This window comes from Polyangium mundeleinium, assembly GCF_028369105.1.
Classification (GTDB): Bacteria; Myxococcota_A; Polyangia; order Polyangiales; family Polyangiaceae; genus Polyangium; species Polyangium mundeleinium.
In genome coordinates this window covers 3,872,570-3,896,927 of record NZ_JAQNDO010000001.1, presented here as the reverse complement: position 1 = coordinate 3,896,927, position 24,358 = coordinate 3,872,570, and the positions used below count along the sequence as shown (strand labels likewise).

Here is a 24,358-nt window from a genome sequence, read left to right as displayed (position 1 = left end):
GTCCGCGGGGATGCGGAAACCACGCTCGGGGCGGGAATTGCATGGGGTCATCGCGTGAGATCCGTGACGATGCGCGCATTCTCATCGCTCGTATTGCTCCTCTTCGTCGCGGCGAGCGCTGCATGTGGAAGCCGCCAGGAGCAGGAGCTTCGCGCCGAACGAAAGAATGACGCGCCGGCCTCGTGGACCGGGCTCACGGTGGGCGAAGTCCTTGCCCAGTGTGGCACGCCCGAGAGCGAGCTCCGCATGCACGACGAACCCCCCGGGAAGCTTCGTAGCGTCGAGTTCGACTGCCATCAGAGCGAGCCCGCGCGGCGCGTGATCCTGGAGTTCGCGTATCACACCGGATTGTTCTCCGAGGAGCGAGCCTGGGGCAGCGAGCTCGTGAAGGCGCAACGGGTGATTCGCGTGCTCGAATCGACACTCGCGATGCCGTGAAGGGCCCAAGGTGCTCCAAAATGGAGCGCTGAGGACCCGAAACGAGGTCCGGGCCGTCGGGATCGGTCATGGGGACGCCCCCTCACGCGGTCCAGGCGGCCGGGATCTGTCACGGGGAAGCCCCCACGTGAGGTCTGGGCCGTCGGGATGCTCCATGGGGAGGCCCCAACGGGAAATCCCGGCCGTCGGGGTGGGGCATGGGGGCGCCCCCTCGTGAGGTCCCGCCGGTCGGGATGCTCCATGGGGAGGCCCCAAAGGTCACGATGAGCGGCCCGCAGGCTCTTTGGGGAGGCCCCAAAGCGATCAGTGCGTGCTCGGAGGGCGCTCCGCCTGGGTTTTGCACCCGTCGAGCGCGGAGGCGGGCACGCGGAAGGTCGCGCCCTCGGCGGCGATGGTCTCCGGGGGCGGGGCCCCGAAGCCGTGGTCCGGGCCGCGCGGCGCGGCGATACGCGCGTAAGGAGCGGCGCGATCCATCATGCCGACCCGCGTGCCTTTCCGCACGTGGCCCACGGTCACGCGCTCGCCCGCGACCTCGGCGACGAGAGGCACATCCTCGCTGCAAAGGAAGGACGCCACGGGCTCCTCGTTCGGAGGCCGGTCGATCCCCTGGAGGCCTTGCGCGCGGTGATGTTTGGGCGGCTCCTCGAGGGCCGAGGAAGCGACCCAGCCAAAGACGGTCCCTTCATCGAGCGACCACGCAATCCGCGTCGCCTTGCCTTTCGTTTCGACCACGCGGACGGACGTGGACAAGCTTGCCGGGTGAAGGCGCGCGACGGCCGGCCCTGCGGGCTCCACGGCGAGGTCGATGGGATTCCCTCCCCGGAGGAGCAGGTACGTGTCCTTCTTCGAGGACGGGAGCACGGAGGGGTCGACGTCGAGCACGGCGGCGTCGAGGGAGAGCTCCGCGCAGGTCAAGCGCTGCGCCGGGAGGCTCCCGAGGACCTCGACCTCCTTGCCGAAGCGCGGCGCGACCTCGACGCCGGCCGACGAGGCGCTCACGACGCGGAAGCGCGTGGGAACGAGGAAGCCGCCGAGGGCGCGCGCGCGGACCGGGTGGAGCACGAGCTCGGCGGCGTCGAGGAAGCCACGCAGCACGAGGTCCGGGTTCTTGATGCGGATGCCGACGCTCTTGGCAGGCCCGTCGAGCAGCACGACGTCCGCCGAGCGGTCCTGGCCGGCCGTGCCGAAGAGGCCAGCCATGCCGCCGACATGTTTCTCCCCGACAATCGCGAACGCGGGGCCCTCCGGCGCGAGCCGAAGCGTGAGCCCCGCGCCGCGGAATCCCTCGTAGGAGATCCGACAAACGCCCTCGGGGAGCTCCAGGGTGCGGGGCGCTTGCGCCTGCGAGGAAGCAGCCGGCGCGGCGGCCGAGGCGCTCGCGCTTGACGGAGCCGACGTGGAGGACGTGGGCGTGTTGTTGCAGCCGAGCGCGGGGAGGAGGAGTGCGGCGAGCGAAACGGCGAAGGTGCGGAAAAGAGGCGGGGCCGCAAGGAGGGTCATGGAGACGACTCTAAAGGGGGTCCTACCGAAGATCGAATCTTCTTGAGGGTCGCGTCGACGAGGTGAAGGCTCTCGGGAGAGGTAGGAAGCTCGAGGAGGGCAAGATGTCACATCAAAAGAATGTCTGCGCCGCGGCGGGGATCGCCGTCATGGTCGCTGGGCTCCTGGCGGCCGGATGCGAAGCGGAGCAGCGCTCCTACGAAAACACGGGCGGGGCGGGCGGCGGCGGCGCCGGGGGCGGCTCGCAGAGCAGCACGGGGAGCGGCGGCGCGGGCTCCGGCGGAATGGGCGGCATGGGCGGCATGGGCGGGGGCGGTACGGGCGGCGGGGGCGGCACGTGCGCGCCGGCGCTCGACCCGATGATCTATTCCATCGCGAACCCGGAATGCGGCGCGTTGCCCCTGGCCACCGAGGCCGACGCGATCCCCTTCCTCGTGTTCGGCGGGAACGCCACGTATACGGGCGGCGTGATCCTGCCGGGCCAGTACGAGCAGGTGAAAGCGGAGGTCTCCTATGCCGAGGCTCCTTCGAAGACGCAGCGTGTCCTCGTGTTCGACGACTCGGGCCACACGACGTTGAACTTCAAGGACTACGACATCCCCGCGCTCGACGGCGCCGACCTGCAAGGGTGGGGGCAAGGGACCTACGTGACGGACGGCGCCACGCTCATGTCGACCTACTCCGTCTGCAAGAGCACGCACCAGCCGGAGGTGTGGACGACGTTGTTCACCACGTACACCGAAGGTTGTGACGACTTCCTCGTCGTCGGCAGCAAGGACCACCGCATGACGTTGAAACGACGTCGCGCCCCCTGAAGGCCCCTCATCGCGGCGCCGCGCCGACGGCATAACCGAGGTTCACCGTCCAGAACCCCTCGTGGGGCTGCGAGGTGAAGCGCAGGTCGTATTCGATCCGCGTCCCGAGGGTGAGCATGCCCGGCGCGCTCACGGGAATGCCGTTCTTCTTTTTGGCCGCGAACCCGATGACCATCCCGGCCTCGGCGACGGGGGAGAACATGCCGAACGAAAAAGCCCCATCCGCGCTGCCGAGCTGCAAGAAGTTCGTGCCGCCGAGGAGATAAAAACCGACGGGATCGGGGTTGTGGAGGTGGAGGGCGCCGAGGAAGAGCGTGCCGTCCCCTGCACCCTCCGTCACCTTGCCGCGGATCGCGACGTCGAAGGCCAGGGGGAGGTCGCGATCGCCGAGGGCGGCTTCGAGGCCCAAGGAACCACCTCGCCGGTCCTTCGCGAGGGTCGTCGAGGTGGTGAATCCACCTTCGGCCCGGAGCCATCCGCTGCAGCCAGGCGTGAACAGAAGGAGACCCACGAGAGCCGCGACCCGAGAACAATCCTGGTTCATGGGCACAGCGTACATGCTTCTCGACCAGGTCCCTCGCTTGCAAGGCGCCGACGGGGTGCATTCCATGCGCACACGTCGTGCCTTCGTCTCCCTCGTCCTGTCGGCGATCGCCGGCCTCGCAGGTTACGGCAGCCGCGAGCAAGGCCACGCGCGGGCCGAACCCACGGAGCACCGGGAATCCCTGGCAACGCCCGGCGCGACGTCGTTCCATCTCGATCGCAGCGCGTACACCGAGCGCCTCCGGGCCATGTGGATCGGCGGCTGCCTCGCGAACTGGACAGGGCTCCGGACCGAAGGCGTGCGCATCACGCGCCCCTTTTTCACGGATGACGACTGGGGAAAACCCCTCGGCCGCGACGGGGCGCCGATCGATTTCGTATTCCAGGATCCCTGGCAGGCGGACGACGACACCGACATCGAATACGTCTACCTGCACCTCTTGACCGAGGCGCGGACGCTCCACCTCTGGCCCGCGCAAATCCGCGACGGCTGGCGCGCGCACGTGAACGATTTCATCTGGGTGTCGAACCGGAGGGCGCGGGACCTCATGGAGCGCGGGATCCTGCCCCCCGAGACCAGCCATCCCGCGCGAAACCCCGACGGCTTGCAGATCGACGCGCAGCTCACCACCGAAATCTTCGGCGCGCTCGCGCCCGGCATGCCCGAGCTGGCCCTGCGAATCGCGCATCTCCCGATCCGCACCACCGCCCGCGGCCACGCAGCGCACGCGGCGGAGTTCCACGTTCTCTTGTTCTCCCTCGCCGCCACCGTCGATCCCAACAAGCCACGGCGCGAGGAGATCGTGCGGATCGTCCGCGAAGCCAAGGCTTTCCTGCCAAGCACCTCGAAGGCCGTCGATGTCATCGATTTCGTGCTGTCCGCGTACCTCGCGGCGAACGACAAGAACAACTGGGAGGCCACACGCGACGCCATCGCGCGGCGGTACCAGGAAGAGGCCCTGGTGCGCGGTTTCGTATATCGAGGCTTCACGGAGTCCGCGATCAACCTGGCCACAGGGCTGATGGCCCTCCTGTTCGGCGAGGGAAACTTCGCGCGCACCGTGCAAATCGGCACGCTGTCCGGCTGGGACTCCGACAACGGCACGGCGACCATGGGCGGTCTCGTGGCGCTCCTCGGAGGCCTGTCCGAGCTACGCGCGGCGTTCCCGAACGAACGATTGTCCGACCGGTACCATATCCACCGCACCCGCCCCACCCTCCCCGACCGTCTGCCCAACGATCCCGACGCCGAGGATACCTTCACGGAGATCGCGTGGCGGTTGGCCGATCTGGTGGACCTGGCCGTGAAGGAGGCGGGGGGCGAGGTGACGGCGAGCGGGTGGAAGATCCCGTGAAGCTCAGGGCGAAGCGTGCGCCGCCTGGAACGCCTCGACGCGCCGGACGGCATTTTTCCGAAGGTTCACGTAGAAGAGCTGGTACTCGATGGGGTGGTAATTGTCGGGGCCCATCGTCCAGAGGAGGATTCCGCTCGCGAGTCCGCGCGCTGGCAGGCTCCCCATCTGCGAGATCCAGAGGTTTCCATCCGCCTGGCAGGCCGCGTCGGCGAACGCCGGGAGGACTGCGGGGGACGCTGCGTCGAAGAACAGCGCGCCCTGGTTCTGCGATGCGGGCGCCGCCGCCCCGTCGATCTTCCAGGTGAGCGGATTGACGCAGATGCGCGCGCCGGGCGCGGGGGCGTCCTTGAACTCGTATTCGTTGCGCTCGTAACGAGGGCCTCGCGCGTTCCAGCCGACGACGCACCCCCATTGATCCTCGGATGCGCAGATCGGGATGTCCTCGCCGATCGTCGAGGGGTGGATCGGGCCGCCGACCAGGTACGCCGCGACGAGGTGTTTGCCGGCGGGTTTGCCCCAGATCTTTTCGCGGAGCAGACGCGCGGCGAGCACGGTGCCCTGGCTGTGGGACGCGAGGAGGAACGGGCGCCCCTCGCCGCGCCGTTCGAGGAACGACGTGAATGCGGCCTCGATGTCGCTGTAGGCGAGATCCACGGCGCGGTCGCCGTCCGGGCTCGGGTGCACGAAGGCCTTGCCGCTCGCCTGACGATACCGCGGCGCATACACGGCGCAGCACGCATTGAAGGCGCTCGCCTGGATGAGCGTCGCGCCGCGGGCTGTCGCCTGCACGACCGCGGGGTCGTCGATCGGCGTGTTCCACCGCTTCGCCATGGAGGTCGTCGGGTGGACGAAAAAGACGTCGGCCTTGGCGGCGCCGGGCGCCTGGGGCGGGAGCTCCGGCAAGGAGACGTCGGCGTCGTCCTCGAGGGTGGGGAGCGCGGCCCAGGCGGCGGGCTCGGCGTAGTTCGGCGCGGGCGGCGCGGCGCTCGGATCGAACTTGCCGGGGTCCAGGGCGGCGTAGAGCCATCGATCGAGCGTGAGGAACGAGATGACGAGGGAAACGATGCCGAGGAGCGCCACGATCAAAAGGACCTTTTGCCAGCGTCGCATGCGTGCCCTCCGGCGCGTTGAAACCAAAGAACGCCCCGGGTATTCCCGATTCACGGCGCGGGCGAGGCCGGCTTCAGCAGCGTGTAGAAGCCGAACCCCAGCGTGTCGCGGCCCCAGGTGACGTAGGCGTCGTGCCAGGCGCGGATGCGGGCGGCCATCGCGGGCGCGGCCGGGTCGGCCGGGTTCGCGTCGACGTACCGCTCGATCGCGGCGCAGTAGCGGCCCTCGTACTCGTCCCACTCGTCGTCGCTCGCGCACGCGGTCGAGAGCACGCGGAAGCCCGCCTCCCGCGCGACGCGGGTGTTTCCGGCGTGGGTGGTCATCTCGTCCTCGGTCGCCCCGCCGAGCGCTTCGAGGTAACCGGGGTCCGGCCGGCGCCGCCAGAAGCCGTCTCCAAACAGCGCCACCCCGCCCGGGACGAGATGCGCGTGGGCCCAGCGGAGCGCTTCGGCGAACGTGCCGATCGCCTGGCTCGATCCCATGCAGACGATCGCGTCGAACGACGCCGTGTCGCCCACCCCGTCGGCGAGGGGTCGATCCACGAAACGCACGCGCGCATCGACGCCACGTAGCAAAGCCTCCGCCCGCGCCGCGGCGATGAACGCCCCATTGAGATCGACGCCGAGCCCGGACACGGGCGCACGATCGACGAGATCGATCAAAAACCCCGCGCGACCGCAGCCGATGTCGAGCACCTCCGCGCCGTCGCGGAGGGCGAGCCCGTCGATCAGCCGCGCGGCTTTCTCGGGCGAGAGCGGGGAGAGGTACCGATGCGTCGCGTGGGCGATCGTCGTGAACCTGAGCCGATCGGGGGCGGGGTTGGTCATGGGCTTCTTCTGCGGCCTGCCTGCGCCGCCGCGCGCTCGCCTGTCAAGCGTCTAGCACGCCGCCGCCTCTTCCCGATGCGGCTTGCGCTCCTCGTCGTCGGGGCCGACAATCGCGCCGCTCACGCCTTTCGCCTCGGAGGCACCATGACGACGAAGCCCGACACCAAGGACAAGGTCTATCAATCCGCCGACTTCGACAAGACGCCGCCACGCCCGCGTGTCGTCATGCCGGACAAGCTGGTCCACCGTCAGGTCGAGGGCGACGGGCAACGGGATGCGTACTCCAAGGAGCGCAAGCACCCGGTCTTCTTCGTCGATCTGCCCTCGAAGTGCATCAGCATGACGATCGGCCACCTCGACCCGGGGCAGTCCTCGAACCGGCACCGCCACACCTACGAGACGATCCTCTACGTGCTCGAAGGCGAGGGCTACTCGGTGGTCCACGACCAGAAGATCGAGTGGAAGGCGGGCGACGCCGTCTACATCCCGGTCTGGACCTGGCACAACCACGTCAACACGAGCACGACCGGTCTCGCCCGTTACCTCGCGTGCGAGAACGCGCCCATCCTCCAGAACCTCGGCGGCGTCGCGCTCCGCGAAGAGCTGCCCGAGAAGGGCATGAAGGATCCCCCGTGAACCTTCCCGACGCCCAGGGGCGCGTAGTACGCTGATCGGATGTCCCGCGCCCACCCTGCCCTGCTCCGCGCCCTGCCCTTCGCCGCGTTCGTGGCGCTCGCCGCCTCCGGGTGCTCCAAGGACGAGCCAAACCCGAACGCCGCCCCCGTCTCCTCGTCGCTCGCCCCCGCGCAGCCGAAGACCGAGGCGGGCAAGCCCTACGCGGTCGAAGCGCAAGGCGCGAAGGTGAGCTTCACGATGGATGCGCCGATCGAGAAGATCTTCGGCGAGGCGGACGGCTCGGCCTCCGGCGAGCTCTTCGTCGATCCGGAGGACGTGACGCGCTCGACGGGGCTCTTGAAGATCGACCTCGACAAGCTCGTGATCTACCAGCAGAAGCGCGCCGACGAGAAAGCGGAGTTCGGCGAGCGCACGAAGAGCGACCTGCAGAACGAGCACGCGCGCGACTGGCTCGGGATCGGCAAGGACGTCGCCGAGGCGGAGCGGCAGAAGCGCCGCTCCATCGAGTTCAAGCTCTCGAAGATCGAGACGGCAGGGCCGAAGAGCGTCGCGGGCCTCACGGGCGCCGAGCGCACGATGAAGCTCGACGTGACGGGGGACCTCCGCCTGAACGAGCGCACGGTGCCGAAGAAGGCGGAGCTCGAGGTCACGTTCGTGATGGAGGGCGACAAGGTGGCGGCCCTCCGCGTGAAGTCGACGAAGCCCGTCGCCGTGAACCTCGACGAGCACGACGTGCGCCCGCGCAATGCCCTCGGCGTGATCCTGCAGAAGACCGCCGACGAGCTCACGACGCTCGGCAAGAAGGTCTCGAAGGACGCGATGGTGTCGCTCGACTTCCAGGCCAAGCCGAAGTGACGTGATGGGCGCGCCGGGGCGCGAAGCGGTTGGTTCGCGCGCGGGGCTGTGATATCCGTCTTTCCACGTCCGGGCGAAGGCTTCTTTCCTCTCCTGCGAGAGCGTGCTCCCTCGGCGGACGAACAGGGTCGCGATGAGCTACGTCGTCAAATCGGGGGATACGCTCGGTGCGATCGCCAGCCGCAACGGCACGACGGTGCAGGCGATCATGGCGCAGAACCCCCAGATCGCGAATCCAAACGCGATCTCGGTGGGCCAGAAGATCACGCTCCCCGGAAGCGGGGGCGGCGGCGCCATCCCGTCCCCCGCGGCGGCTCCGAGCACGTACACCGTACGCTCGGGCGACACGCTGGGCGCGATCGCGAGCCGGAACGGCACGACGGTCGACGAGATGATGCGGGCAAACCCGCAGCTCCGGAACCCGAACCAGATCTCGCCGGGCCAGCAGCTCAACCTGCCGGGGCGCTCGAACGGAGGCGGAACGCCGCAGCCGCAGCCGCAGCAGCCGCAGCAGCCGCAGCAGCCGCAGCCCCAACAGCCGCAGGCGCCCGCGGAAGGCGGGAGCTCGCTCGGCACGCCGCCCGCGACGGGTCCGTGGGAGCTGCCCGTGCGTGGCCCTGCGCGCAGGCTCGCGGCCGGCGACTTCGATGCCGCCGCGCGCGAGCTTCAGTGCGAGTCCGCCGCGGTGCGCGCCGTGGCCGAGGTCGAGTCCGGCGGACGAACTGGCTTCGACGATCAGAAGCGCCCGAAGATCCTCTTCGAGATCCACCACTTCAAGCGGCTGACGGGAGGCCGCTACGATCGCAGCCACCCGCACCTCTCGGCGCCGTACAAGAGCCCGCTCCGGCGCGCGAGTTACAAGAAGGATCAGTGGGTCGTGATCCGCGAGGCGTTCGCGCTCGATCCGGACGCGGCGGTGAAGAGCGCCTCCTGGGGCATGTTCCAGGTGATGGGCTTCAACCACGAGCTCGTCGGCTGGAAGAGCGTCCGGCAGTTCGTCTACGACATGTACGAGTCGGAGGCGCAGCACATGCGCTCGTTCCTCGGCTTCTGCCGCGGCAACAACCTCGTTCGCCACATTCGCAGCAAGAACTGGGCTTCGTTCGCGCGTGGCTACAACGGCGAGGACTACGCGTCGAACAACTACCACACGAAGATGGCGAACGCGTACGCGCGCTACAGCCGGGGCTAGTCGAGAGCGTCACGTCCCCCCATGGACATCGTCTCGTATTGTCCGCTCCGCGTCGCCGCGCGGTCCTTCCTCACGGCGGAGCGCAGGCACGCGCTGCTCGTCGTCTGCAAAGCGACGTACCTGCTCACGCCGGGCTCGTCGGTGCTGCACGAGTCCCAGGAGGACGTCAACGAGGAGGACAACTTCTGGGACGACGATCCGCGGCGCAGCGTGTACTCGCCCGGGGATCTCGTGCCCCACAAGCGGGGCGCCGACGTGGTGCTCGTCGGAGATGCGTTCGCGCCAAACGACGTGCCCGTGCGATCGATCCTCACGCGCCTCTGCGTGGGCGAGATCGACAAGGCGATCGAGGTCTTCGGCGATCGGCACGTGACGCCGATGGGCGAGCTGCGGGAAGGCCCGCGCGTGACGCGGGTTCGCCTGCGCTACGAGCGCGCGGCAGGCGGGCCCGGGACGACGAACCCCGTGGGCATGCGGCTCGATCAGAAGGACACGTTCGGCGCGATCAAGCTGCCGAACGTGCAGCCGCCGGGGCGGCACGTGACGGGCCCTTCGGATCTCATGGAGCCCATCGGCTACGGGCCAATCGCGGCGACGTGGCCTGCCCGCGAGGCGCGCCTCGGCCCCTTCGCGGGGCGGTTTTCCCTCACGCACTGGCACGAGACGCCGCTGCCCGAGGGGCTCGATCCGCTGTTCTTCAACGTCGCGCCGCACGATCAAGAGATCCCGGAGATCCGCCCGGACGAACGGATCGTGCTCGAAGGGTTGCACCCCGAGCACGCGCGGCTCGTGACGAACCTGCCGGGGCTGCGGCCCGAGGTCGTGATGGAGCGGGCGTCGGGTCGCAGCGAGGAGATCACGCTGACGGCCGACACGTTGTGGTTCGACACGACGCGCGGGATCTGCACGCTGGTCTGGCGCGGGCGCGCGGCGCTCGTGCATCCGGCCGAGGCCGGTCGCGTGGTCGTGACGATGGTGGTCCCCGGCTGGGCGAACGCACGCGCAGCGCTCGTGTCCCCGGATCTGCACGCGATCGCGATCTCGCCCGACGATCCCGATGGATCGGTCACGAGCGTGGCGTCCGCGCCGTCGCGGCCGCATCCGATCATGCCCTTCATGACGAACGCGGCGTCCGCGCCGCCGCCGCGCGAGTCGGGCGTGTTCCCGATGGCGCCGGAGTTCGATGACGAGGTGACGTTCGTCGGTCTGGATGGGCCGTCCGCCGATCCGCTGCCGTTCGCGCGTCCGCGAACGCAAGCGCCGCCCGCGCCCGCGGCCCCGCCGCCGCTGCCGTTCGCGCCGGTTTCCCACGGTGGGGGGCTCCGGTCGGCCCACGACGTGGGCCTTCCTCTGCCCCCCACACCCCCCGTGCCTCCTCCGCCCATGCCTTTCCAGGCGAGGGATCTGCCGTTCCTGTCGCCGATCGCGCCTCCGCCGGTGCCGCCAGGCCCGCCGCCGGAACCAGCGCGGGTGCGGCCTCCCTCGCGGCACGATCTGCCGTTTGTCGCGCCACCCCAGGGTGGAGGGCTGCGGTCGGCCCATGAGGTGGGCGTTCCTCTGCCCCCGACCGCCCCCGCCGCGCCTCCTCCGCCGGTGCAACCCCCCACGCCGCCGCCCATCGTGCCGCGGCTCGGCATCGCGCCGCTGGGAACACCTCCGCCCTTCGCGTCGCCCGCGCCCGTCGCGCCGCCTGCGCCCGTCGCGAAGCCGGTCGACCTGGACGAACCGGAGACCGTCGACGCACCCGCGATGATCGGCCCGCTGGCGACAGCCGAGATGGCCGCGCGCATGGCCCCGCCGCCGCTCCCTCCGCCGCCCGAGCCTCTGCCTCCGGACGCGCCCGCGGCGGAGGCCCCGAAAGCGCCGCCCGCGCCCGCGCTCCCGCTCGACGACTACCCGATCGAGCGATGCGCGAAGATCACCGCGTCGATCGCGCGCCGCCGTGACGAGCGCGCCGAGATCCTGGAAGCCGAGGAGCTCGATCTCGCTCGCTTCGCGGACCTCGAGCGTCACTGGGCCGACTCCATCCGCGCCGAGTCCGAGCGCGGCAAGACACGCCTGCTCAAGGCCTTCGACGCCGCGTACGTCGCGCGCCTCGAAGAAGAGCGGGGCCCCATTACCCCGGCCGAGTACGCGCGCCTGGTCGTCGCCGGCGAGCGTGGGCACGCCGAGCGCACGCTCGCCGAGCTCGGCCTGCCGCGCGCCTCCATGCTGCGTATCGAGCGCGAGATGCTCGCGCGCACGGCCGCGGATCCGTCCCTCGGCGAACGAATCCGCCACGCGATCGAAGCCGAGCGGGCCGACTGAGGTCCCGCCCTCGGGCTCGCGGCGCACTCCGTTCGTCGAGGTCTCGCCCATCCGCGGCGATCCGGTGTACGCTTGCCTCGCGAGCTCGTTCGTCGGCTCGTGGATCGGCCGCATGCCCGCACCTCCCAGGCCCAGCTCCCCGGCGGTCGTCCCCGCCGCTCCGGCAGCGCCTCCGCGCGCTCCGAGCAGCGGGGCGCCCGCGCCCGCCGAGCCTGCGGCTGCGCCTGAGGCCGAGTGGGATGTCGAGCTCGGCGCGACGCTCGCAGGTGGATTCAACGCGCCGCCCATCCCGGAGCCGCCGCCCGCGCCTGCTGCCGTTCCCGCTCCTCTTCCCACTCCCCTTCCTGCTCCCCTTCCCGCCTCCGCGCCTCCCGCGCCGCTGCCGAACCCGGGCCGCACGTCGGCCCCGCCGCTCCCGTTCATGGCGCCTCCGCCGCCACCTTCGCCTGCGGCCGTCTCGGCCGGGCGGGGCTCGGCGCCGGGCATGATGGTGCCAAGCATGAACGGGGAGCTGCGTCGCTCGTCGTCGCCGAGTTTTCCCGGGGCGCCGCCGCAAGGCGCCGAGGCGCTGCGCCGCTCTGGTTCGAGTTTGCCCGCGGTCGTCCCGCCGGGACAAGACCCGCTGCGCCGCTCCTCTTCGGCCCTCGCCGCCGTCACGCCGAGCATGCTCGAAGCGCAGCGCCGCTCCTCGCCGGGCGTGGCCTCGCAAGGCGACGGCGCGTTCGGCGATCCCGAGCGAGCCGGCGCGGCGGCGGGCTCCGTCGCGTACGCCCCCGGCGACATCATCGGCGGCAAGTACCAGCTCCAGCGCGTGCTTGGTCAGGGCGGCATGGGCGCCGTGTGGGTCGCGCGGAACTTGAGCCTCGACGCCGACATCGCGCTCAAGCTCATCCGCCGCGATCGCGCCACCGAGGAGGCCTCCGCGCGCCTGCTCACGGAGGCGCGCGCGGCCGCGAAGCTCGGCCATCCAGGCATCGTGCGTGTCTTCGACTTCGGACAAACCGAGGTCGGCGATCCCTACCTCGTGATGGAGCTGCTCACGGGCGAGTCGCTCTCCGCCATCCTCGCGCGGAAGAAGCGGCTCGCGCCGAGCGTCGCGCTCCAGACGCTCTTGCCCGTCGCAGCGGCGCTCGCGGCTGCGCACCTGAAGGGCATCGTCCATCGGGATCTCAAGCCTGACAACGTCATGCTCACGACGGACGAGTCGGGGAAGATCGTGCCCAAGCTGCTCGACTTCGGCATTGCGCGCGTGCTGCGCGACGACGTCGAGCGGCACGTCACGATCGCTGGCGAGGTCCTCGGCAGCCCCGACTACATGTCCCCCGAGCAGGCCCGCGGCGAGGCGGACATCGATCACCGCACCGACGTCTGGACCTACTCGGTCTTGCTCTACGAGACGATCACGGGCCGCCGCCCGTTCGACGCGCCGAACTACAACGCGCTCATCGCGGCCATCGTGGCGAACACGCCGATGCCCACGCATGCCTTCGGCACGGGTGACGCCGCGCTTTGGGCGATCCTCGAGCGCGGTCTCGCCAAGGATCGGAGCGCGCGGTGGCAATCGCTGCGCGACATGGGCGTCGCGCTCGCGGGCTGGGCGCTCGAGCGCGGGATCCAGCAGGACATCTCGGGGTTGTCTCTCCAGAGCGAGTGGCTCGCGCCGAAGATGCGCCGCCTGCTCACGGTGCAGCCGATGGACGTCTCGGGCCTGGCCGCTGCGCGTGCCGCGGCGATCGCTGCCGCGGCGCCGGTTGCGCCGCCGGTCGCGCTGCCTGTCACGCCTTCCGCGCCGGGCCTCGTGCTGCCGGGCGTCGTGCGCGATGCGAACGATGCGGCCGAGAGGAAGAACCTGCGCGGCGGTTCGAAACGGAAAGTGGTGGTTGTCGTCGGCACGGCGATCGTGCTCGTCGCGTCGTTCTTCGTGGTGCGCGCGCTCCTCTCCGATCCTGCTGCACCTGCGGGCGTGCCTGCTGCGCAGACCGAGGCGCATCCCGCGCCGCCTGCGCCCGTGCCCGCGCCGACGCCCTCGGCCACGCCCACCACGACAGCCGAGCCTCAGGCGCCGCCGACCGCGACAGCGACCGCGACGACGAAGACGACGCCTGCGCCCGTGCGAACTACCCAGAAGAAAGCGCCGCCCGTCCCCAAGAACATCCAGTTCTGAGAGGGTGCATGGAACGCCGAGGCGGCCGCGGACGGGTTCGTCCGGGCCGCCTCTCGGTTGGAACGCGCGCCTCTCAGGTGTTGATCTTGACCATCGGGCCGCCCTTGATGATCACGTCGCCGCCCGAGGACGTCACGCTCACGACGCCGGAGCCTGCGACTTCGATCGTCGTTGCGGTGATCGTCACCTTGTTTCCTTCGAGCGTGATGCTTGCGCCGCCGGGCGTGCCCAGCGTGATCTTGTCGTGCTCCATCACGTGTGCGGTTGTTGCGCCGCCGCCGCCTTCGCCGGGGGGTGCGATCTGGACCGAGTGTGTCCCGCCGACCATCGTCGAATCGATCCCGCCGACTTGCGTCGAGCGGTTCACGCCGACCACGACGCTGCGGTTCACGCCTGTCACCTCGCGCTCGCTTGCTTGAACCGTCTTCATCAGGTTCTTGCCGATGGTGACGGTCTCGTTGGCCTTCACCGTCTTTGTCCGATCGTTGCCGATCGTCACGTTCTCGTCGCGCTGGATGACCTTGGTCCGGTCGTTGCCGACGGTCGTGTTTTCGTCGCGCTTGACCAGCTTGTTGTAGTCGCGTTCGGCCTGGAAACGGACGAGCTCCTTGCCGACCGCGTCTTCGAACATCATCTCGTTGTAGCCGCCGCTCCCGCCGGTCGAGTTCGAGCGCAGACCGCTCTGCGTCTTGTTGTCCGGCAGCTTCCACGGCACCTTTTGCAGGTTCGTGAACACGCGGCCCACGATCACTGGCCGATCGGGATCGCCGCCGAGGAAGTCGACGAGCACTTCTTGCCCGATGCGCGGCAGGTTCATCCCGCCGTAACCTGCGCCGCCCCAGGGCTGGCTCACGGGGATCCAGCAGGAGCTGTTGTCGTCCATCTTGGACTCGCGATCCCAGTGGAAGTGCACGCGCACGCGGCCGAACTCGTCGCAGTGGATCTCCTCGCCGGCGGGGCCCACGACGGTCGCGCTCTCCACGCCGTTCACCTTCGGCCGCTGCATCACGGCCTTCGGGCGGTGCGGGGACTTCGTGCTCTTTGCTTCGCAATGGTGCGACCACTCGCCTGTCGACGTGCCTGCCATGTGCGACGCGACGATGAGCAGCTTCTTGTCGGACGCGAGGTCTGCGCGCGGGTGATCGAGGAAGCTCGTCACCACGCCGGGCGCGAGGTCGATGACATTCGTCGAGAACGAGATCGCCGTGCCGCTGCCGCGCTTTGCTTCCAGGCGCTTCTGCGCGAGCTTCGCGCCCTCGGACTCGTCCGTGCGGGCTTTGCCCTTGTCGTCGGCGCTCGGCGTGTCGTCGCCCTTCTCTGCGCCGAAGAGGAACGCGCCCGGCGTGTAGTGGAAACGCTCGAGCTTGTCTTCGAGCGGGATCTCGGCGCCGGAGGCCGTGGCCGCGAGGTTGTACGAGGGCGGCCTGCGGTAATCGACGTCGCGCATCGTGTACTTGCCGGGCCGCACCTTGCGCGCCATGCGCACCACGGTCACGTGCTCGCGATCGGCTGCGGTGGGGTTGTCCCGGAACGCGATGGCCTTGCGCGGCGCGTTCGACTGCGGCGCGTCCGAGAGCACGAGCTTCGAGCCTTCCTCGGACGGCTCGAAGTAGAAGCTGATCCCCGCGTCCTCCAGCATGCGGCAGATGAACGCGTAGTCGGTCTCTGCGTACTGCACGCGGTACTTGCGCTTCTTGTAGGCGCCCTTGTCGATCTTGAGCACGGGCTCGATGCCCCACTCGGAGAGCATCTTCACGACGACGTCCGGCTCCGAGAGCTGCTGGAACATGCGGTGGTTCCGGCGCTGCGTCGCGAGCCAGAACGTGGGCACGATCGAGACGTTGTACGACGAGAGGCCCGTCTCCTCGGCGCCGAGCTGCTCGAGCTCGTTGCAGATGCCGGTCCAGACCCGCGGGGCTGCGCCCTCGCCGTGCCCGCCGTGCATCACGAAGCGCGCTGGCTGGCCGACGATGGCCTCGAAATCGACGTTGGGGTTGTCGCTGAGGGCGACGAGGCGCACCTCGAAGAGCTGCGAGATCTTCTCGCTCACCGAGAACTCGCGCACATCGAAGCCGTCGCCCGACGCGAGCTCGACCGAGAGGTTATTGGATTTTGAGGCGCTCATCTCGTCGTCCTGCGCGAAAGGCCCCGGGATCGGGGCGGCACGAGAGGCTAACACGACTGCCTCGCCGTCGGGGAGAGACATCTGAAAGCCCCACCGTTCTTGTCTTGACGGTCACCTCGCCATTTGGTGTCCTCTCTCCATGCCCGACGACCTCGTCCACCTCCGGATCGAGTCCGATGATTTCCCCTGCGACGATTTGCAGGTTTTCGAGCTTTCGGGCCGCGAATCGCTCGGAAAGCTCTTCTCCTTCTCCATCGGCGTTGCCAGCACGAAGCCTCCGGGCCTCGACCTCGCCCTCGTCGAGGGCGCGACGGCGACGCTCGTATTCGAAACACAGGGCCAGGACGTACGACGCATCCACGGCATGATCGCCGAGATCCGCGATCGTATCGACACCGAGCCCGAGACCCGTTCGTACTACCTAGAGCTCGTCCCGCGCGCGCATCGCCTCTCGCTCGTGCGCACGCAGGAGATCTTCATGGAGCTCTCGGTCCCCGAGATCATCCAGAAGAAACTCGAGCTCGTGGGGCTCGGCGGGGACGACGTGGAGATGCGGCTCACCGCGACGTACCCGAAGCGCGAGTTCGTCGTGCAGTACAAGGAGACCGACCTCGCGTTCGTCTCGCGCCTCGCCGAGCACGAGGGCATCACGTTTTTCTTCGAGCACGAGGGCGACCGCGACAAGATCGTCTTCACGGACGACAACCAGGGTTTTCCCATGGCGCCGGGGCACGAGCACGCGGCGTTCCGGGCGCGCGGCGAGCGCCGCGACATCTTCCACATCGAGGCGACGACCCGCCTCGTGCCCCGGGCCCACGTGGTGCACGATTACAACTATCGTATACCGCTCGTCGATCCCACGGGCAGCGCCGACGCGCCGTCCGGGCTCGGGGGTGGCCTCGTCGAGTACGGCGCGCATTGCAAGACGCCCGTCGAGGCCGTGCGGCTCGCGAAGATCCGCGCCGAGGAGACCGAGGCGACGCATCGCGTCTTTGGCCTGGAGAGTGATCTCGGCTGGGTCCGCGCGGCCGGGCGCTTCACGCTCGAAGGGCACCCCAAGCTTGGCGACGCGAGTTTCCTCGTCACGGAAATCGAGCACACGGCGCGCCAGCCGGTGGCCCTCTTCGGCGGCAAGCAAGAAGTCCCGTACACGAACACCTTCCGCGCCATCGAGGGAACCATTCCGTTCCGGCCCGCGCGCGTCACGCCGAAGCCTCAAATCCACGGCGTTGTCAATGGCGTTATCGCGCATGAGATGGAAGGCACCGAGAGCCTCTTTGCGCGCCTCGATGACGAGGGCCGTTACCTCGTCCGCATGATGTTCGACACGTCGCAAACGGGCGACCGACAATTCGTCTCACGCCGCATTCGTATGGCGCAGCCGCACTCCGGCCAGAACTACGGGCATCATCATCCCTTGAAGCCTGGGACCGAGGTCCTCATCGGCTTCGTCGACGGGGATCCCGATCGGCCCATCATCTTGCATACCGTTCCGAACCCGATCACGCCCTCGCCTGTTGCGGCGAATTGCGCGCCTGCGCACCGCATCAAGACGGCGACGGGCATTCTGATCGAGATGAAGGATGCGTTCATCGTGAGCGGCGGCGGATGACGCTTCCTTTGTTTTGCCTCGGCGGCAAGCCTGCGCCGGAGGCGATCGTGGACGATCTCAAGACCCTCGCGCGGCTGCCCGAGCGGGCCCGCGCCCGATTTTGGGATGCGCTCGGCCCGGCGTTACCCGATCCTTTGCCCGCCTCGGTCGAGGCCACGCTCGATACCTTCGCGCGGGCCTTCGAGGCGCCGCCGGACGATCTCGCGCGCGCGCTCAAGGCCTCGCGTTTCCTCGTGCGCGAGGCGTGCGCGCGAGGCCTCGATCGCGCGCGATTCGAAGAGGACGTGGTGCGCCTCGCGGGCGGCCCGCTCTCGCCGGAGGCCGCGGTGATCGCGCCGATTTTGCTCTCGCGGTATGACGCGGTGCGCGTGAGCCTCGGGGCGGCTGCGTTCCGGGATACGCTCACCGATCACGGCGTGGTCCTCGAATCGATCGAATGGCGGCTCGACGCGGTCCTCGCTTCGAGCCGCGGCGATGCGGGGGCCGCGAAGATCGCGGTCCTCACCCTCGGCTACCGCGACGGGGATCAAAAAGATCGCATCACGCTGCATCTTTCGCCCGAGAAGCTCGACGAGCTCCGGCGCGCGTGCGAGCGCATGTCGAGCTGAACGTTCGACTTCATAGCTTTACAGCCCTATGCGCGCTCTGTTAGCGTTTCCCCCGCAGGAGGCGCGAGCACATGGCGGACGAGGTTTCGGCGGCGGGCAAGTATCTTCTGATTTCGGTGCCCGATTTCGCAACCGATCCGGTCGGGCAGCCGGCCAGCATGGTGCCTGAGGATCCGGCGGATAAAGAATCAGAGCTGATTCCCGCCGGCGATCGCCGGGGCCAGACGATGAGCTCGTTCCTGCGGCTCGGCGCCTTCCACGAGCAACCGGAGAAGGATCCGGCGGCGAAACGCGCGAACGAGCTTGCCCGGGTGGCGCTCGCCGTATCGGCGAGCCAGGGCGGCCCCTTCACGTTGCCGGATGGGACCGAGGTCGTCACGAGCAATGCCGGCGTCGGGACCTACGAGGTCACGGATGACGACGGCAACGTCGTGTCCACGGAAGACCGAGGCGTTTTCCTCGACGATCAGCGCATCGGCGACCCTCCGACAGGCCCGGACGACCGCGACAATCAATCGCGCCACAAGGCCGACCGCATGGAGCAGAGCAAGGCGCTGCTCACGCGCGGCGGCTGGTGGGATCATACCGACGGCAATCGCATCACCACGACCTACGGTGACAAGGTCGAGGTGATCCGCGGCAACTACAAGATGGTCGTCATGAGCCGCCAGGACGACCCCGAGGGCGCGGGCGGATGGGATCTCTCGGGCGGCCACGTCCAGGACCTCGGCCCCGCCTCGATGCCCGGCGCGAGCGTGCGCGTGGAGTTCCGGCCCGGCATGTTCGGGCAACGTGGCACCTGGCACCTCGAAAACACCACGAACAATTTCAACCAGACCAGCGATTACGCCGGCGACTTCTACGAGCACTGGTACGGAAACCACAAGGAGTGCGTCGTGGGCTCCGAGCACCCCGTGGAATGGCACGAGACGCTCGAAAAACCCTACGGCAACCCCGCGATCGTGGAGCGGACCTGGGCCAGCAAGATCGAGAGCTACACGGGCAGCTCGGCCAAGCGGGTCCCCTCGATTACCGAGGAGACGTACGCGGACACGACAAGCTCGCTGACGGACGTCACGGGCAACATCAGCGAGACCACGTATTGCGACGCCATCATCACCTCCAAGACCGGCAAAATCGACCGTCCCGTGCCGGCCATGCACGAGGAGACGTACGCGGTGGCGTCGAACAGCATCACGAACATCGTCACTTCGAACGCGATGACGAACGTCGGCGCGCAGATGGAGACCACGATCGCAGGCGCGCTCGGCAGCGTCACGCTCGTCGGGGCGCAAGCCGACATCACCATCGCCGGGGCGCAGGAAGAACTCCTGATCAGCGCGCACCACGGGAGCCTCGAGCTCTCGCTGCACAATACCGATATCTTCCTCGGCACCAAGCTCACGTTCCAGATCGGCCCGGAGTGGGAGTACAAGTATCCCGATACGAAGACGCTCAAGCTCAAGGGCCTGACGACGGCGCTCGACAACCTCGTGACGACGGTGAAGACCGTCCACGCGGCGATCAAGCTGACGCACATGGCGCTGACGCACCAGTACATCGGCGCGGCGATCTTCTTCGGGATGTAGGCGCCTGCGCATGCTCCGGAAAAACCTCACCCCCTTCCTCGTCGGGACGAAGCTCACCTCGCGGCGCCCGCCGCAGCCGGAGATGACCGTCGTCGTCCGCGCGACGTACGCCGTGGGGCCCGGCGGCGCGCTCACGGTCGTCGAGGAGACGATCGATCAGCGGTTTCTCTCGGGAGAGACGTTCGTCGATGGTGACGACGACCGCACGGGAGAAAGCCTCTTCCCCAGCGACTTCGCCGATTACAAGCTGAACGCCGAGGTCTTCTTCAAGGGCCATTGCCACGCAGCCGGCGGCGTCCCGCTCACCGAATGCCTCGTCCGGTTCGCCGTCGGCGCCTGGTCGAAGACGTTGCGCGTCGTCGGGCGGCGCGCCTGGTCCGACAAACTCCCCGGCGCCGTCCCCTCGGCCCCGCTCGGCTTCACGAAGATGCCGCTCACCTGGGCGAACGCGTTCGGCGGTTCTGGTTTTCCGGACAACCCCGTCGGCAAGGGGCTCGGCGACGAGCTGCCGAGCGTCGAATACCCCGATGTACCGGTCCGGAACCGCGGGGATCGCCCGATTCCGGCAGGGTTCGGCCCGGTGAGCCCCTTCTGGCCCGCCCGCGCGGGCAAGCTCGGCAAGGACTACGGAAAAACCTGGCAGGACAAACGATCGCCGTTTTACGCAGAGGATCTCGACTGGACGCACTTCCACGCCGCGCCCCCGGATCAGCAGCTCCCCGGGTATCTGCGCGGCGACGAGGAGCTCCTCTTCCAGAACCTCTCCGCCACGGAGCCCACGCTGCGCATGCGCCTGCCCGGCACGCGCGTCCGCGCCTTCGTGCACGACGACGCCGGCCGCTTCCGCGAGGTGCCGATGTCGCTCGACACCTTGCTCGCCGACCTCGATCGCAACGTCCTCGAATTGACGTTCCGCGGCATCGTCGAGGTGCGCGAGCACGATTTCGAGGACGTACGCACGATGCTCGTCGCCCAGGAGCAGCTCGGCACGAAGCCTTTGCCCGAGGCCCATTACCGAGACATCCTCCTCGCCTTCGAGAAGGACCCGGTCGGGCTCGCTGCAGTCATGCCGCCCGATTTCGCCGACGTCATCGCCCGCGCGGAGGCCGAGCGACGCGGCGAGCTGCCCCCGTTGCGCGCGGACCTCGACCCCGTCTCGGCGAAGCTCGATCAGAAGCTCGGCGCGTTCGGCGCGGGCATGGTCGCGGAGGTTGGCAAGAGCATCGCGGGGGCGCGCGAGAAGACCAAGGAGCACCGCGATATCGAGCCCGAGCTCGCGAAGGCGGCGCAATCGCTCGACGACGCGCCGCCCTCCATGACGATCCGGAAGCCCGGCGTCCTGCCGCCGCTCGGCTTGCGCAAGAGCATGCGTGGCATGCTCGAAGAGGCCACGCGCATCCGGAAGAGCCTCTCGGACAAGGACATCTCCGCAGACGAACGCGCGAAGATCGAAAAGAAGATCGTCGAGCTCGAGGCCGTCCCGCACGACCCGCGCTGGAAGGAGATGGATCCCGCCTACAGCCCGCCCACGGGCCCCGTCTCGACGGACGAACCCGGGCCGGGGCGCGATCTCTCCGAGCAGGACCTCACGGGGCGGGATCTGCGGGGCCTCGATTTGCGCGGCGTGAACCTCGAAGGCGCGATCCTCACGCGCGCCGACCTCTCCGGCGCCGACCTCTCGGGGGCGAACCTGCGTGACGCCGTGCTTTTCAAGACAAACCTCGAAGGGGCGCGCCTCGTTTCGGCGGACCTCCGGCGCGCGAACCTCGCGCGTGTCCGCGCCAAGCATGCCGATTTCACCCGCGCCTCCCTGGAAACGGCCTTTTTCGAGGACGGCGACCTCGAGGGCGCCATGCTCGCGCACGCGAGCGGCCCGTATGTGGTGTTCACCCGGACAAACCTCGTGGGCGCCCGCGCTGAAGGGGCCGATTTCGAGCGCGCTGATTTCACGGAGGCGATCCTCGATGGCGCCTCCTTCGAGCGCGCCTCGCTCGTCTCCGCGCTCTTGTCGCGCGTCCGCGGCCGGAAGGCGCGGCTCACGGGCGCGCGTATTGGAGGCGCGAGCTTCCACGACGCGCACCTCGTGCTCGCCTCGCTCGCGGACACCTCCGGCGAGAAGGTCCTCCTCGAAGGCGCGAACCTCGAAGACGCCGACCTCTCCCACGCCGATCTCCCCGGCTCCCACTTCACCCGCGTCTCCGCCACCGCGGCCTCGTTCGTCCGGGCGAACCTCCCGGGGGCTCGGTTTTACAAGGCGAAATTCGACGGCGTGGACGCGACGCAGGCCAATTTCTTTCAGGCTGACTTTTCGAGGGCGCTCGTGAGCCGAACGAAGTTCGTGAAGGCAAACCTCTACGAGTCGAATTTCACCGCTGCGCAAGGCAAGGACGCCGATTTCAACGGCGCAAACTTGAAACAATCCACCCTGGAGCGTGGCGCGTGAGCCCGGCCGAGCTTGCTGCGCGCCTCCGATCGGGCGAGAGCTTCGAGGGCAAGACCCTCGACGGCGTGGATCTGCGCGGCCAGGACCTCGGCGCCGCGAAGCTCGCGAAGGCCAAGCTCCGGGGCGTGCGGCTCGACGGCGCTTCCCTGCGTGGCGCAAACCTCGAAGAGGCCGAGGTCATCGACACCTCGCTCGAAAGTGCGAATCTCGAAGGCGCGCTCCTCAAAGACGCCAAATTCCTTCGCGTGAGCTTCGCGGGCGCGAGCCTCGCCATGGCCGACCTGCGCCGCGCCGTCCTGCCGCGGGCGAACCTCACGCGGGCGCGGCTCTGGAAGACGGATTTCTCGGAGGCCGTGCTCGAAGGCGTGAACCTCGCGGGCGCGGATCTCGAAGGCGCCGTCTTCCACCGCACGGTGTTGCTCGGGGCAAACCTCACGGACGCGAACCTGCACGGCGTTCGCATGGTGGAGACCGTCCTCGCGCGCGCGCGGCTCGTCCGGGCAAACCTCGACGGCGCGACGCTCGACGTGGTGCTCTTCCACGATGCCGATCTGCGGGGCGCGACATTGCCCAAGGTCCTCGGCAAATGCCAGCTCGACCGAGCGATCCTGAGCAAGCTCGATCGGAATCGCGAGGATGGAACCGTGCTCCCGGCCGAGGCGGGTGAGGCCGATCGCGCGGATCTCGCAGGCAAGGACCTCTTCTTCGCCTCGCTGCGGGGCATCTGCTTGCGCGACGCGCGCCTCGCGGGGGCGAACCTCGAAATGGCGGACCTGTCGGGCGGCGATCTCACCGGCGCGGATCTCACCGGCGCGAATTTGAAGCGCGCGATCCTCCCGGGCGCCAAGCTCGGCCTCGTCAACCTCGCGGGGCAGGACCTCGAAATGACGACGCTCACCGACGCCGATCTCTCGGGCGCGAGCCTCGAAGGCGCGCGGCTCGTGATGACCCAGCTCGATCGGGCCATCCTCGCGGGGACGGTCCTCTCGCACGCATTCTTGTGGGGCGCGAGCGTCCGCGAGGCGAGCCTCGAAGGCGCGAAGCTCGAGCGGACCACGTTCAAGACCGTCGATTTCGGCGAGATGGACCTCCGGAACCTGCGCCTCGCCGGCCTCTCCATGCACCGCTGCTCGTTTCTCAAGTCGAACCTCCGCGGCATGAACCTCGCCGGCTGCGATTTTACGCACGCCGATTTCACGGACGCGGATCTGACGGGCGCGAAGCTCACGAACGCCACGGCCACGCAGGCCTGTTTTTCGCGCACGCGGCTCGAAACAGCCGACCTCACGGGATTGCAAGCAAAGGGCGCGTTTTTCGGGGACGCCGCGGCCGCGGGGGCGCGCTTCACCGGCGGGCGGCTCCGGCACGCGACATTCACGGGCGCAGAAGCCGGCTTCGCCCATTTTGGCGGCGCGGATCTGCGCGAGACGCTCTGGGTGCGCTCGAAGGCAAAAGGTGCGATCTTCGGCGGCGCGAAGCTCACCCACGCGGATCTCTCCCACGCCGACGTGCGCGAGGCCGATTTCTCGACGGCGAACCTCTCCCACGCCAACCTGCACAACGTCCGGGACTCGGGCGCGCTCTTCGGCGGCGCCAACGTTCTCGGCGTCCGCCGCACCGATCTCGATAGGCTCGAAGCGGAGGCCTACAGGCCCCCGCCGCGCGAAGGAACCTGAAGGAGACCCCGATGTCGAACGTGGCGCGATTGCGTATCGAAGAAACCGCGGACAAGGGCCTCTACCTCGGCCCAGCGACGGTCGCGGCCGTTCGCCCCGCTGAAATCGAGGTCGACCTCCCGAAGGGCGGCAAGGTCCACGCGCGCCTCGCCCTCGCGTATGCGTACGAGCCCATCCCCGGCGACGAGGTGCTCGTCATTGGGAACGCCGAGGGGCACTGGATCATCGGCGTCGTACACGCCCGGGGCCCCGCGGTCCTGCATTTCCCCGCCGACGCAGAGCTCCGCGCCGGAGGGACGCTCCGGATCGCCGCGGATCGCGGGGTCGAGATCGCCTCGCCCGAGCTCTCCGTGACGTCGAAGAAGATTCGCACGATCGCCTCCGAGGTCGTCCAGGCGTTCACCACGGTGCGCCAGCGCGTCACAGAGCTCCTCAGTGTGCAAGCAGGACAAACGCACACGGTCGTCGAGGGCTCGATGCATTCGCAGGCAAAGAGCGCGACGATTCTCACCGAGGAAAAAGTCTCGATCAACGGCAAGGAAGTCCACCTGGGCTAGGAGGCG

At 68.9% G+C, this 24,358-nt stretch carries 19 protein-coding genes; 14 read left to right on the top strand and 5 right to left on the bottom strand.

Translation table 11 applies throughout. The features are described 5' to 3' along the window. The first annotated feature begins 69 nt into the window (after window positions 1–69). Window positions 70–438: a hypothetical protein gene (locus POL67_RS15640; protein ID WP_271918158.1), complete on the top strand. Its 369-nt coding sequence runs from the start codon at window positions 70–72 to the stop codon at window positions 436–438. A gap of 303 nt (window positions 439–741) precedes the next feature. Here POL67_RS15640 and POL67_RS15635 read toward each other — a convergent pair whose 3' ends face one another. Continuing rightward, a complete protein-coding gene (locus tag POL67_RS15635) occupies window positions 742–1,938 on the bottom strand; it encodes a hypothetical protein (RefSeq protein WP_271918157.1) in 1,197 nt (398 codons plus the stop codon). A 104-nt stretch (window positions 1,939–2,042) separates the two neighbouring features. Between POL67_RS15635 and POL67_RS15630 the strand changes: the two genes are divergently transcribed. Next, window positions 2,043–2,753, top strand: a complete 711-nt coding sequence (locus POL67_RS15630) for a hypothetical protein (RefSeq protein WP_271918156.1) — start codon at window positions 2,043–2,045, stop codon at window positions 2,751–2,753. A 7-nt stretch (window positions 2,754–2,760) separates the two neighbouring features. Here the strand turns inward: POL67_RS15630 and POL67_RS15625 are convergent, their stop codons facing one another. Next, on the bottom strand, window positions 2,761–3,297 hold the full coding sequence (locus tag POL67_RS15625) for a hypothetical protein (protein WP_271918155.1): 537 nt from the start codon (window positions 3,295–3,297) through the stop codon (window positions 2,761–2,763). Window positions 3,298–3,361: 64 nt separating this feature from the next. Here POL67_RS15625 and POL67_RS15620 point away from each other — a divergent pair, with 64 nt between their 5' ends. Beyond that, window positions 3,362–4,651: an ADP-ribosylglycohydrolase family protein gene (locus tag POL67_RS15620; protein ID WP_271918154.1), complete on the top strand. Its 1,290-nt coding sequence runs from the start codon at window positions 3,362–3,364 to the stop codon at window positions 4,649–4,651. 3 nt (window positions 4,652–4,654) lie between these two features. On the opposite strand, the gene POL67_RS15615 is transcribed toward POL67_RS15620, so the two are convergent. Both POL67_RS15615 and POL67_RS15610 read right to left on the bottom strand, forming a co-directional pair. Next, window positions 4,655–5,761: a DUF3089 domain-containing protein gene (locus POL67_RS15615; RefSeq protein WP_271918153.1), complete on the bottom strand. Its 1,107-nt coding sequence runs from the start codon at window positions 5,759–5,761 to the stop codon at window positions 4,655–4,657. Between the two features lie 50 nt (window positions 5,762–5,811). Continuing rightward, window positions 5,812–6,588: an SAM-dependent methyltransferase gene (locus POL67_RS15610; protein WP_271918152.1), complete on the bottom strand. Its 777-nt coding sequence runs from the start codon at window positions 6,586–6,588 to the stop codon at window positions 5,812–5,814. 144 nt (window positions 6,589–6,732) lie between these two features. On the opposite strand from POL67_RS15610, the gene POL67_RS15605 reads away from it, so the two are divergent. From POL67_RS15605 to POL67_RS15585, 5 genes are all read left to right on the top strand, one after another. Next, on the top strand, window positions 6,733–7,224 hold the full coding sequence (locus tag POL67_RS15605) for a cupin domain-containing protein (protein WP_271918151.1): 492 nt from the start codon (window positions 6,733–6,735) through the stop codon (window positions 7,222–7,224). Window positions 7,225–7,263: 39 nt separating this feature from the next. Then, window positions 7,264–8,079 (top strand): YceI family protein, encoded by an 816-nt coding sequence (locus POL67_RS15600; protein WP_271918150.1) that lies wholly within the window; start codon window positions 7,264–7,266, stop codon window positions 8,077–8,079. A gap of 133 nt (window positions 8,080–8,212) precedes the next feature. Next, window positions 8,213–9,271, top strand: coding sequence for an N-acetylmuramidase domain-containing protein (locus tag POL67_RS15595; protein WP_271918149.1), 1,059 nt, complete (start codon window positions 8,213–8,215; stop codon window positions 9,269–9,271). Window positions 9,272–9,292: 21 nt separating this feature from the next. After that, the gene (locus tag POL67_RS15590; RefSeq protein WP_271918148.1) at window positions 9,293–11,578 is read left to right on the top strand and encodes a DUF2169 family type VI secretion system accessory protein; all 2,286 of its coding nucleotides are present in this window, start codon (window positions 9,293–9,295) and stop codon (window positions 11,576–11,578) included. A gap of 112 nt (window positions 11,579–11,690) precedes the next feature. Continuing rightward, on the top strand, window positions 11,691–13,742 hold the full coding sequence (locus tag POL67_RS15585; protein WP_271918147.1) for a serine/threonine-protein kinase: 2,052 nt from the start codon (window positions 11,691–11,693) through the stop codon (window positions 13,740–13,742). A 73-nt stretch (window positions 13,743–13,815) separates the two neighbouring features. Here the strand turns inward: POL67_RS15585 and POL67_RS15580 are convergent, their stop codons facing one another. After that, complete coding sequence (locus POL67_RS15580) at window positions 13,816–15,867, bottom strand: type VI secretion system Vgr family protein (RefSeq protein WP_271918146.1); 2,052 nt, start codon at window positions 15,865–15,867, stop codon at window positions 13,816–13,818. A gap of 139 nt (window positions 15,868–16,006) precedes the next feature. Between POL67_RS15580 and POL67_RS15575 the strand changes: the two genes are divergently transcribed. From POL67_RS15575 to POL67_RS15550, 6 genes are all read left to right on the top strand, one after another. Continuing rightward, complete coding sequence (locus POL67_RS15575; RefSeq protein WP_271918145.1) at window positions 16,007–17,479, top strand: type VI secretion system Vgr family protein; 1,473 nt, start codon at window positions 16,007–16,009, stop codon at window positions 17,477–17,479. Next, complete coding sequence (locus tag POL67_RS15570; protein ID WP_271918144.1) at window positions 17,476–18,087, top strand: COMM domain-containing protein; 612 nt, start codon at window positions 17,476–17,478, stop codon at window positions 18,085–18,087. The genes POL67_RS15575 and POL67_RS15570 overlap by 4 nt, the downstream gene beginning before the upstream one ends. A 71-nt stretch (window positions 18,088–18,158) precedes the next feature. Next, window positions 18,159–19,676: a hypothetical protein gene (locus POL67_RS15565; RefSeq protein WP_271918143.1), complete on the top strand. Its 1,518-nt coding sequence runs from the start codon at window positions 18,159–18,161 to the stop codon at window positions 19,674–19,676. Window positions 19,677–19,686: 10 nt separating this feature from the next. Further along, entirely contained in the window at window positions 19,687–22,119 is a 2,433-nt protein-coding gene (locus tag POL67_RS15560; protein WP_271918142.1) for a DUF2169 family type VI secretion system accessory protein, read from the top strand. Next, window positions 22,116–23,795 carry a pentapeptide repeat-containing protein gene (locus POL67_RS15555; protein WP_271918141.1) on the top strand — a complete coding sequence of 560 codons (1,680 nt, stop codon included), beginning with the start codon at window positions 22,116–22,118 and terminating at the stop codon, window positions 23,793–23,795. The genes POL67_RS15560 and POL67_RS15555 overlap by 4 nt, the downstream gene beginning before the upstream one ends. A gap of 11 nt (window positions 23,796–23,806) precedes the next feature. After that, window positions 23,807–24,352 (top strand): DUF3540 domain-containing protein, encoded by a 546-nt coding sequence (locus tag POL67_RS15550; RefSeq protein WP_271918140.1) that lies wholly within the window; start codon window positions 23,807–23,809, stop codon window positions 24,350–24,352. The last annotated feature ends 6 nt before the right edge of the window (window positions 24,353–24,358 follow it).